Source organism: Moraxella sp. CTOTU47724, from assembly GCF_032014955.1.
Lineage (GTDB): Bacteria > Pseudomonadota > Gammaproteobacteria > Pseudomonadales > Moraxellaceae > Faucicola > Faucicola tetraodonis.
In genome coordinates, this window is sequence record NZ_DALZSV010000072.1 from 1 (window position 1) to 9,615 (window position 9,615).

The following is a 9,615-nucleotide window of genomic DNA, read 5'->3' on the forward strand; positions in this document are numbered from 1 at the left end:
CGATATCGATGAAGCAGCGGCTAAAAACGCCATTGAAGCGGCAAAACTACGCACCCAAATCAAAAAATTAGAAAAACAACTTGCCGTACGCGCAGATGACAATAAACAAGCCTTGGTGCAAGCCTTGCAGCAGCAACTTGCGACACTGCAATAACTTAAAGAGTGCATAATGGTTGCCAACATCAAACCAAAAATCCAAGTGCCCAAAACCGCAGAGACACCGCCCTCACGGCGCATGCCCAATAAAAACGTGTTGCCGTTTTTCCAAAAATTAGCCGCAGCCATTGAAAAACCAGAGACGGAACTGGAATATCAGAGCAACTTTGAATTGTTGATCGCGGTCATACTGTCGGCACAAGCCACCGATGTCAGTGTCAATCTGGCTACCCGTAAACTATATGCCGTTGCCAATACCCCGCAAGCAATTTTGGATTTGGGTGAAGCAGGGCTAAAAAGCTATATCAAAACCATTGGGCTATACAATAGCAAAGCCAAAAATGTGATGAAATGCTGCCAAGACTTGGTGGATAAATTTGCTAGCGAAGTACCGCAAACCCGCCACGAGCTTGAAAGCCTAGCAGGGGTAGGGCGAAAAACTGCCAATGTGGTGCTTAACACTGCCTTTGGGCAGCCCACCATGGCAGTGGATACCCATATTTTTCGTGTCGGCAATCGCACAGGCTTGGCAACGGGTAAAAATGTGCGAGAAGTGGAAGATAAACTCATCGCGCGAATACCACAGGACTATATATTGGACGCGCACCATTATTTGATTTTGCATGGGCGTTATACTTGTAAAGCTAGAAGTCCCGAATGTGGCAAATGCCCGGTGTTTAATGAATGTATGTTTAAAGACAAAGCCAAGTTTATTGAAAAGTAAGTGGATTTTAATTAACACAGGATGTTAAACGACCAATTTTTTTAATTCCAAACTTGCCTATGCATATTCATAATTTCCTAGAAGTTGCGGCGGGAAAAAATAGAGAAAGCCAACAGACTTTGCTATAATCAACCCACTTTTAGGCTACTTTTTTACAAGCAGTTTTATAAACAACTTTACTAACAAAAAGGAAAAACTCATGGCAGATTTTAACCAAATTCTTGATGCGGGTGATGTTGATGGCGGCGTGATTAACGTAGTTATCGAGATTCCAGCGGGTTCAAACAACAAAATCGAATGGAACCGTAAACTTGGCGTGATGCAACTTGACCGCGTAGAGCCACAATTATTTGCCAAACCAACCAACTACGGTTTTATCCCACAAACCCTTGATGAAGATGGTGACGAATTAGACGCACTGATCATCACTGACACCCCGCTACCAACAGGCATCTTTATGGAAGCCAAGGTCATTGGCGTGATGAAATTCGTGGATGATGGTGAAGTGGATGATAAAGTGGTTGTGGTACCTGCCGATGACCGCAACAACGGTAACGCTATCAATACCCTTGCAGATTTACCACAGCAGCTGATTAAGCAAATCGAGTTCCATTTTAATCACTATAAAGATTTGAAAAAAGCGGGCACAACCAAAGTTGAAAGCTGGGGCGACATCGAGGAAGCCAAAGCGGTGATTAAAGAATCACAAAAACGCTGGACAGAACAAGCCTAATGGCTGGTGTTGAATTTCGCGAACCTCTAAGTTCAAAAACCCTACTTACAAAGTAGGGTTTTTTATTGCTATTTTAGCCCTCGTTTTTTACAATAACGGCATTTTTTTATTAAGTTGTTTCAAGAGTCGTTATGCAAGCCACACCGTTATACTATCGTCTCGCCATGTCGCTGTTAAAGCCACTATACCAACTAAAACTTGCGAGCAAAACCACCTTGCCTAATGAAAAGCAGCAACGCTTTGGTCAAGTGTTTCCTGAGATTCACACCCATCAGCCGATGATTTGGTGTCATGCGGTGTCACTCGGTGAAACCAATACCGCCGAACCGATTTTAAGAGATTTGCTCGCGCAAGGCTACGCGTTGTGGGTGACCAATACCACGCATACAGGCTATAACCGCGTCGAGCAGCTGTTTGCGCCTGAGATAGCAGCCGGCAAGGTGTACCATAGTTTTGTACCAGTCGATAGTAAAGCGGTGATTGATAAATTTTTGGCACATGTCCAACCCGTCGCCGCGCTATTTATCGAGACTGAATTGTGGGGCACCACGCTTGCTGAACTCAATAATCGTCAAATTGCTACGATTTTGGTCAATGGCCGCTTGTCAGAAAAATCTTTTAAGGGATATCAAAAAGCTGCCAAGCTTAGCCAAAGTATGATGGAGAATTTAAGCCTTATCATCGCCCAAGACAGCGATTCTGCCAAACGCTTTCGCCAATTGGGCGCTACCAGTGACAAAATCCGCATTGCCAGTTCGCTTAAATGGTCTAGTAAAACCAACCCGTTGATGCTAAGCCGTGCCGAAAAGTTAAAACAAAGTTGGAACTTGTCAGATCGCGCCGTGATTTTGGCAGCCAGCACCCATGAAGGCGAAGAATTGGCAATTTTAGACAGCTTTTTAACCGTGAAAGCCCAGTATGCCAACCGTCATCCGCTGCTCATTATCGTACCACGTCATCCCGAGCGTTTTGATGATGTTGCCAAATTGATTGACTCCAAAAATTTGCCGGTGATTCGGCGTAGTCAAGATGGCGAACCTGCCAAAAATGAAAGCGTTTATTTGGCAGATAGTATGGGTGAACTTGGCGTGTGGTATGCTCTCTCAGACATTGCCATTGTCGGTGGGTCTTTGGTGAATATCGGGGGGCATAATCCGATTGAAGCAGCCATTGTCGGCAAGCCGATTATTATGGGGCAATATACCCAATCTTGCCAATTGATTGTAGATCAGTTAAAACAAGCCGGTGCATTGGCGCAAGTCAATGGTAGTGATGAATTAACGCAGCAACTGGCTCGATGGCTTGGCAACCCAAAAGCCGCCCAAACTGCCGGTCACGTCGGGCAAATCTTAGCAGAAAAATATCAAGATGCGACCAAGCAACAACTTGCCATGATCATGCAATGTATCGCTGATAACAATGAACAGCTTATAAAATCAGAGATTCAAAAAATTGACCATGAACCTGTGGCGAGTGATGGTCGAAAGCTCATTGACGATCTGTAACCTATGCATTAACCCTTTATATAGATTGCAAACGCAAAAAAAGGACTAGCCAAGCTAGTCCTTTTTTATCAGTCAGTTTTGTAGCCTATTCTTGTAGTCTATTCTTGTACTTCGGTTTTATAAGCCAATAGTCAGCTATTTCATAAACCAGCCGTGACTTGCGATAAATGATTGACCGGTCATCGCATTGGTTGGGAAAGCGGTTAAGAATAAGGTTAATTGAGCGATATCATCGGTTGTGGTAAATTCACCGTCAACGGTTTGACCCAGCATCACGTTTTTCACCACTTCTTCTTCAGAAATGCCTTTTTCTTTGGCTTGTTCTGGGATTTGTTTTTCAACCAGTGGGGTTTTGACAAAGCCTGGGCATACCACATATGAGCGCACGTTGTGAGCGGCGCCTTCTTTAGCCAATACGCGGGCTAGACCTAATAGCGCGTGTTTGGCAGAGACGTACGGCGCTTTTAGGGCTGATGCTTCATGTGAGTGTACTGAGCCCATATAAATGACGGTACCTACTTTGTCATTTTGATACATGTATTTAAGTGCCGCTTTGGTAGTCAAAAAAGCACCGTCTAGATGAATGGCAATCATTTTTTTCCAATCCGCGTAGCTAAATTGGTCGATTGGATTAATGATTTGGATACCGGCATTGGACACCAAAATATCAATATCCCCAAATTCTTGTACCAGTTTATCCACGCCAGCATTTACCGCGTCTTCATTGGTCACATCCATGGCAATGGCGACCGCTTTGCCGCCTGCGGCTTTGATTGCATCCACGGTTGCTTGCGCCGCATCTGGGTTGATATCTGCAATACCTACCGCAGCGCCTGCTTTGGCATAGGTTTCTGCGATATCGCGACCGATACCACTTGCAGAGCCAGTGACGAGTGCGACTTTACCGGTTAAATCAGTAGTGAGTTGGGTAGCCATATTTTTCTCCTTAATTTTTTATGACAAAGTGGTTTTATTATGACGGTTTTACTTATTAAAAATTAATTATTGAAAGTTACTATCGGGACGGGCTTGCGCATCGGCAATGTAGTCTACCGCTACTTCTCCCAATGCCAGGGTGAGATTAGCGATAATGTGAGAGGTTTTGACGATTTCTAGCACAGGTAATTTTGACACGGGTGCCATCACATGGTCAAATAACTGTAAGGTAGCAGGTCCTGTATAGGCTGCTTTAACTTCTACATTGGTCAAATAATAACGTACCAACTCGCAAATACGCGGCGTGCCATCGACATGGGGAATGAGTTTTAATAAATAATTGGGCGTTTTTTCCATATTGGCTTTGACGGTGGCTTTGTCCAGCTCATCATATTTATACGCCATAGTGCCTGTGGCTACGCGCACACTACCATAGTCGAGGGTGCCAAGTAGGGTGTCGGTATTGTCAACGGTTAATACAGGCGACGCCATTTTTTTGGGGAAACCCCACAGCTCACGCCCGCCCGCGGTAGGTCCAAAGTCATCTAAAAACATACAATGGGTATAATTGGCATGACGACCTTCGGCATCAATCACTTCAATCACTTGTCCCGATTCGGTATAGTTGCCAAAACCTGTGCTGTTGGGCATACGGATAAACTCGTAACTCACCAGCGCGTCATCAGTGATTTGGAGTGGCTCAGGTACAATAGCTCGCAGTTTTTCGGGATCTGTGCGGTAGGTGATAATAAAGTATTCGCGGTCAAAAAATTCGTAAGGACCATTCGAACAAGGTGGGGCAGTAAAAGGCATAAACGTCGCGTTATCTAAGATATCACTCGCTTTCATGAGCTTTCCTTTTTATCTCGTTATATTATCTAGTCATGTTGTTTAGTTATGCATATTTAATTTTATCGTTATGACATGAAGCAGGAAATATCATACACCTTTATGCAAAATCAATCCCAAGACAAAATTGTTATGATGTTGTAATGATTTTTTCACACCTGCATCCGCTTAACTTTGGCGATAGCAGGTTATCTGACCGCAATGTAGGGCTGTTCTTATGGGCTATTTTATTGGCTAGTTAACAGTGCATGACCGCAGAGCACACTCACGGCATTCTCAGTGCGTAAGATGCGATTGCCAATATGCGCCGCTTGGCAGCCAGCGGTTTTGAATAATTCGACTTCATAATCGATCCAGCCGCCTTCAGCCCCAATCACTAGCACATGTGGCATGGCATTGTCCCACACTTGGGTAAACTGCTCATGGGCATAAGGATGTGCCAAAATCGCCTGTTTGCCTGCAATTAAAGCAGGTAGTTCATCTTCAACAAAAGGTTTTAAGCGTTTTTTGAAGCTCACGGTCGGGCTTACGGTATCACAGGCTTGTTGTAAGCCTTCATGAATATAGTTATCGAGCTGAGTTAAAAATGGGGTTTGCCAGTAGCTCTTTTCACTACGGTAACTATTGACCAAAATAATATGCTGGGCACCCATCGCCGTCATGTCCAAAAATAGACGACGCAATACCTTGGGGCGGGGAATTGCCAAAATAACAGTCAGCGGAAGTTTGGCAGGTGGCGCAATAGTACAGTGGATTTGTGATAATTCGATACTTGAATCGTGGATATTACTGACAACCGCTGTGCCTAAATGACCATTTTTGATACCGACTTTCACCGTATCGCCCAATGCCACTTTAAGCACCTGTTTTAAATGCATCACGCTCGTTTTATCATCAATAATAGCGGTCGATGAGGTATTTTGCGGTAAAAGAATGATATTCATAAGGACAAATCTTAGGCAATAAAAAACCCCAAAACTTAATTAAGTCAGGGGTTTTTTTAATATGGCGGAAGCTGAGAGATTCGAACTCTCGAAGGGCTCGCACCCTTGCCGGTTTTCAAGACCGGTGCATTCAACCGCTCTGCCAAGCTTCCAAATTGTGGTGGCTATTATATACAAGTGAAATAACAATGCAAGCATTTTTTTACGTTAATGCAAAAAATATTAGCAAAAGAAAGCTAAATAGAAAGCTAAATAGAAAGCTAAATAGAAAGTTGGATAACTATGCTAAACACTTTGGCTTAATACCTGAGCTTCATACCTTGCGCTGATGTTAAGCAAAATATTGAAGCAAAAAACGCTCAAAACCCACCAATCCTGAGTCTAAAAATATTGATACAACGGGTTGTTTTAGTGCCTCCATGTAACCCATTACAGTTTAACAATAATGTTGAAAATTACCTTGCTGATACGTTATCACATTGTTAATAACTCGCTGCTCTGGCACGTTACATAAGTCTATAAAAGCGTTGGTAAATCTTAAAAAACCCAAAACATTTGCGTTTTGGGCTTTTTTATGGGGCTAAAAATGCTTAAGGTTTTGCCGTATCGTTTGCTTTGGCTGCTGGCTCATTGGCTGTCTCCTCAATCGCTTCAAAAATCACCTCATCAGCCACCCCTTGACGCTTCAGCTTTTCGATAAAACGGCTGTCTTTGGCGAGTGAGTAGCCGACATTCTCGGCATCGAGTCCCCGGCGAATATATAAGCGAATCAAGCCTTGAATACGTGGAAAACCATGATTTTTGGCGACTTGGGTTAACAAATCCCGCATTTCTTCAGTGATTTTGATATGAATAGGAACCATGACTTGTTGATTTTTTTTGATTTTAGTAATCATTTGCATGCCTCGCGTGTGATCAATTTTTAGCAATGAAGCTAGATGTAACCAGTTTATCAATTAGACGGAAAATTTAGCACAATTAGATATCTTTAACCTAGTGTAATTATTTCATTGGCGAGAAACAAGCAAGGCAAACGTAAAATTCCTACAAAAATCTTAGCCAAATGTTGCATTAGCTTAACGCTGCACGCGACAATCAGGCGAAATTTCTTTACAAAATTTGTTGTTCCCAATAGGCCTGTACCGATTTATCACATTGATAAACCTTCTCAACGATGCGATCGGCAGGGGCATTATTCACTTTTTTTACCAATTCAACCCACAGCTCAGGCGTACCGAGTTCAATAATCACATTAAACAGGGGCGTCATATCGCGCTGCAACAGCGATTGGTCAATCATATATGCCGCAAACACACACGCTTTCGGGCTTTTATCGGACACTGCGCGATAAGCCATGCCATCAAGCAAGGCTGGCACGGTGATTTTGAATTCTGGTAAAAGCTGCATGGCTAAATGCGCGCTATCAGGCAGCTTGATTAGCTCGATAAATTGGGTGATTAAGTTTTCATAGTAAGATTTATCTTCTGGTGACAGTTTACCTTGCTGATGATCGCTCACTAGCTGGGTGATGCGGTCTTTATTAATCGCTTGTTGTAGGGTCAAAAATTGTGATTGGGTAGGGGAAAACGACAGCGTCATAAGTAGTATCTTATCAATAGTATCTTATAGTACTTTAGCAAGTGAGATAATAGGATATTAAATAAAGGCGTATTAAACAGCAAATTGCTAAACTTTGCTCATAAAAAAACCCATTCACAAGGGAACGGGTTCAAAATATACAACAGAATTTGGCTTGATTGGCTCTCCAACCTGGGCTCGAACCAGGGACACATGGATTAACAGTCCATTGCTCTACCGACTGAGCTATTGGAGAACAGATAATCAAGTGGTGCGTATATTACTGAGATTTAAAAAATGAGTCAAGCATTTTTTAGCAAAAAACATCAATAAAATTCATGATGCAAAATGACCCATAGCAATAACGATAGATAAAAAATGCCACATAAAAAAAGACCTTTAACAACGCTTGCTAAAGGTCTTCTTAATATGGCTCTCCAACCTGGGCTCGAACCAGGGACACATGGATTAACAGTCCATTGCTCTACCGACTGAGCTATTGGAGAATAAGCGGTAGAATTTTTTGTTAAACCTGCAAAAATCATCGCAGCGTTTAAGTGGTGCGTATTTTAGCAAATTAACTGTGACTGTCAAGCCCTATATCAAAAATATTCGGATTTTTTTATTATTCAACTAGATTTTGGCTAGTAATCAGTTAGTTACTGATAGGCTATTGTGATGATAAGGCGAATTTGCTACTTTAGCGATTAAGGCATTCCCTATATGGGTCAAGTTGGCTCACAGTATTAATTCACAGCTACGTTGATTTAAAGCTATGTTAGTTCACAGCTAGGCTGCCGAGGTTGATAATTTTTTATGATAGTTGTTATATAAATTAAGAAGGATCTTCATTGTGGCCAATTCCGTTGAATTACACCAAAATTTGCAAGTTGCCCCTTTACAAAACGAACTTACCATGTCTGTGCTGATGACGCCTGATTTGGCAAACTTCACTGGCAATGTGCATGGCGGCGATTTATTAAAGATGCTTGACCAAGTGGCTTATGCTTGTGCCAGTCGCTATAGCGGTAGCTACGTGGTGACGCTATCGGTGGATCAAGTGATTTTTCGTGAGCCGATTCATGTAGGGGAATTAGTCACCTTTTTGGCAAGCGTCAATTATGTGGGCAAAACTTCGATGGAAGTGGGTATTCGAGTGCAGGCAGAAAATATCCAAAACCGTACGATACGCCATACCAACAGTTGTTACTTCACCATGGTCGCGGTGGATCAATATGGCAAGCCAACCGGGTGCCACCCCTTGAAATCAAAGATAGCCCACAAGAATGCCGCCAAAAAGCCGCACAGATGCGTAAAGCATTACGTTTTCAAAGTAATAACATTCCCCAATGTGATATCGAGTAGGCAAAAGAATGCGTCATCAATATTCCTCTAAAAAACCCAACAAACCGTTAAATCCATCAGGCTCATTAAATGCTAAAAAATTAGCCTTGCTAGCTTTATTGACCTCGACTGGTATGACTATGTTGGTTCATCCTGCTTGCGCCGAATTAATCATTCAAAACAACCCAGTTAGTGCTCAAACACCAGTTACCACTATTAATGAATTGCAAACCCAGCCCACGGATGCATCGCTTGACAAGCTTATTAAGGTGCTCCATATCGATAAAATGATTGATGAAATGCTTGCCCAACGTCAGCAAGCGGCCAATATGACGAAAGGGCTACCCCAAGAATTGCCTACGGATGAAAACGCGGGTATTTTTAGCCGTCATGCGCAAAAACAGCTTAAAAATATCTTTGTCAAATATAGCACCGTCTTGGGACAGCAATTAGACCAACCCATCTCTAAACAGCAACTGCAACAAGCTTATCAGGCAATTGCCAAAAAAACCTATACCCAAGCTGAAGTCGATGCCCTCAACCAATTTTATGAGACCCCAATGGGACAACGCATCTTGAGCAAACAATCGCAAGTTTCCAGTGAGTTTGTGCAGGTGATGATGCCGACCCTGATAGGTGACACAAGCCAATTTGAAAAAGCGATGCCAAGTTTGCAAAAAGATATCGAAAAAATCTTTAAATAACTAGTTGACAATCCATGATAAGTCTATATAATACGCGTCACTTCGATGATATTGAAGCAACTTGATTGGCTTATAGATTGCCTGTCAGGGTCGTTAGCTCAGTTGGTAGAGCGTCTGCCTTACACGCAGAATGTCGGCGGTT

Annotated in this window: 9 protein-coding genes, 3 tRNA genes and 2 pseudogenes; 6 read left to right on the forward strand and 8 right to left on the reverse strand. The window is 42.7% G+C overall.

All coding sequences use genetic code 11. The features are described from left to right. From RTR63_RS10720 to RTR63_RS10735, 4 genes and pseudogenes are all read left to right on the forward strand, one after another. Positions 1–154 (forward strand): annotated as a pseudogene (locus RTR63_RS10720) (RnfABCDGE type electron transport complex subunit B); the annotation flags it as partial. 81 nt (positions 155–235) lie between these two features. After that, positions 236–880: an endonuclease III gene (gene nth, locus RTR63_RS10725; protein ID WP_050772870.1), complete on the forward strand. Its 645-nt coding sequence runs from the start codon at positions 236–238 to the stop codon at positions 878–880. Between the two features lie 199 nt (positions 881–1,079). After that, positions 1,080–1,613, forward strand: coding sequence for an inorganic diphosphatase (locus tag RTR63_RS10730; RefSeq protein ID WP_065252420.1), 534 nt, complete (start codon positions 1,080–1,082; stop codon positions 1,611–1,613). A 131-nt stretch (positions 1,614–1,744) separates the two neighbouring features. Then, the gene (locus RTR63_RS10735) at positions 1,745–3,118 is read left to right on the forward strand and encodes a 3-deoxy-D-manno-octulosonic acid transferase (protein ID WP_312524171.1); all 1,374 of its coding nucleotides are present in this window, start codon (positions 1,745–1,747) and stop codon (positions 3,116–3,118) included. Between the two features lie 135 nt (positions 3,119–3,253). On the opposite strand, the gene RTR63_RS10740 is transcribed toward RTR63_RS10735, so the two are convergent. The 8 genes from RTR63_RS10740 to RTR63_RS10775 form a co-directional block, all read right to left on the reverse strand. Next, the gene (locus RTR63_RS10740) at positions 3,254–4,054 is read right to left on the reverse strand and encodes a 3-hydroxybutyrate dehydrogenase (protein ID WP_036589350.1); all 801 of its coding nucleotides are present in this window, start codon (positions 4,052–4,054) and stop codon (positions 3,254–3,256) included. Between the two features lie 66 nt (positions 4,055–4,120). Beyond that, a complete protein-coding gene (locus RTR63_RS10745; RefSeq protein ID WP_312174960.1) occupies positions 4,121–4,903 on the reverse strand; it encodes an acetoacetate decarboxylase in 783 nt (260 codons plus the stop codon). 227 nt (positions 4,904–5,130) lie between these two features. Beyond that, a complete protein-coding gene (locus RTR63_RS10750; RefSeq protein WP_312524173.1) occupies positions 5,131–5,847 on the reverse strand; it encodes a 16S rRNA (uracil(1498)-N(3))-methyltransferase in 717 nt (238 codons plus the stop codon). A 62-nt stretch (positions 5,848–5,909) separates the two neighbouring features. Continuing rightward, positions 5,910–5,999, reverse strand: a tRNA-Ser gene (locus tag RTR63_RS10755). Positions 6,000–6,437: 438 nt separating this feature from the next. Continuing rightward, entirely contained in the window at positions 6,438–6,743 is a 306-nt protein-coding gene (locus RTR63_RS10760) for a CopG family transcriptional regulator (protein WP_099833727.1), read from the reverse strand. A 214-nt stretch (positions 6,744–6,957) separates the two neighbouring features. Next, positions 6,958–7,446: a hypothetical protein gene (locus tag RTR63_RS10765; RefSeq protein WP_219331010.1), complete on the reverse strand. Its 489-nt coding sequence runs from the start codon at positions 7,444–7,446 to the stop codon at positions 6,958–6,960. Between the two features lie 159 nt (positions 7,447–7,605). Next, positions 7,606–7,681, reverse strand: a tRNA-Asn gene (locus tag RTR63_RS10770). A gap of 174 nt (positions 7,682–7,855) precedes the next feature. Then, positions 7,856–7,931, reverse strand: a tRNA-Asn gene (locus RTR63_RS10775). Positions 7,932–8,341: 410 nt separating this feature from the next. Between RTR63_RS10775 and RTR63_RS10780 the strand changes: the two are divergent. Both RTR63_RS10780 and RTR63_RS10785 read left to right on the forward strand, forming a co-directional pair. Beyond that, positions 8,342–8,790, forward strand: a pseudogene (locus RTR63_RS10780) (acyl-CoA thioesterase). Positions 8,791–8,798: 8 nt separating this feature from the next. Next, complete coding sequence (locus RTR63_RS10785; RefSeq protein WP_312524177.1) at positions 8,799–9,473, forward strand: DUF2059 domain-containing protein; 675 nt, start codon at positions 8,799–8,801, stop codon at positions 9,471–9,473. The last annotated feature ends 142 nt before the right edge of the window (positions 9,474–9,615 follow it).

Bases quoted from the DNA above. Each gene is read 5' to 3' on its own strand.
- nth (WP_050772870.1), top strand. From the start codon at position 236: ATGCCCAATAAAAACGTGTTGCCGTTTTTCCAAAAATTAGCCGCAGCC.
- RTR63_RS10730 (WP_065252420.1), top strand. From the start codon at position 1,080: ATGGCAGATTTTAACCAAATTCTTGATGCGGGTGATGTTGATGGCGGC.
- RTR63_RS10735 (WP_312524171.1), top strand. From the start codon at position 1,745: ATGCAAGCCACACCGTTATACTATCGTCTCGCCATGTCGCTGTTAAAG.
- RTR63_RS10740 (WP_036589350.1), bottom strand. From the start codon at position 4,054: ATGGCTACCCAACTCACTACTGATTTAACCGGTAAAGTCGCACTCGTC.
- RTR63_RS10745 (WP_312174960.1), bottom strand. From the start codon at position 4,903: ATGAAAGCGAGTGATATCTTAGATAACGCGACGTTTATGCCTTTTACT.
- RTR63_RS10750 (WP_312524173.1), bottom strand. From the start codon at position 5,847: ATGAATATCATTCTTTTACCGCAAAATACCTCATCGACCGCTATTATT.
- RTR63_RS10760 (WP_099833727.1), bottom strand. From the start codon at position 6,743: ATGATTACTAAAATCAAAAAAAATCAACAAGTCATGGTTCCTATTCAT.
- RTR63_RS10765 (WP_219331010.1), bottom strand. From the start codon at position 7,446: ATGACGCTGTCGTTTTCCCCTACCCAATCACAATTTTTGACCCTACAA.
- RTR63_RS10785 (WP_312524177.1), top strand. From the start codon at position 8,799: ATGCGTCATCAATATTCCTCTAAAAAACCCAACAAACCGTTAAATCCA.